We start from the raw sequence: 428 nt of genomic DNA on the forward strand, positions 1-428 counted from the left end.
AATATCTAAGAGAAATTGATACGGAAATGTTTTTAGTAATCAAGGATTGTTTATCATCACCTACATATAACGCTACTCTTTGTTCAGGATGCGCTTTGTAAAAATCAATTAGGGGCTGTTGACAAAAAGACACCTGACCAGAAAATGCAGATTTGGGTTGATGATTATATTCCCCAGTATTCAAACACAGCGTTATATTCTCGATAAAGTCATCATTTTTGCTATGAGCAACTAAACCCTCATCATCCCAAAGATAATTATGCTGATATGCTGTTGTAACTTTACGATATGTTCCTAATGAAGAACAAAATGTTTGGATGGGAATTGGGAAATTCCAAATTTGACCATTGATTGAAAGACCTTGATTACTTAAATCAATATTAAGCATATTTAAATCCTTATTTTATAAAGATGATTTTGATTTATTT

General features: G+C 31.3%; 1 protein-coding gene. It reads right to left on the reverse strand.

Annotation, left to right across the window (positions count from 1 at the left end; all coding sequences use genetic code 11):
- A partial coding sequence (locus B4237_RS00560) for a hypothetical protein (protein WP_286940777.1) occupies nucleotides 1-388 on the reverse strand: 388 nt, incomplete at its 3' end.
- Between the last annotated feature and the right edge of the window lie 40 nt (nucleotides 389-428).

Origin of the sequence: Acinetobacter sp. UBA6526 (genome assembly GCF_002434875.1) — a bacterium.
GTDB classification, from domain to species: domain Bacteria; phylum Pseudomonadota; class Gammaproteobacteria; order Pseudomonadales; family Moraxellaceae; genus Acinetobacter; species Acinetobacter venetianus.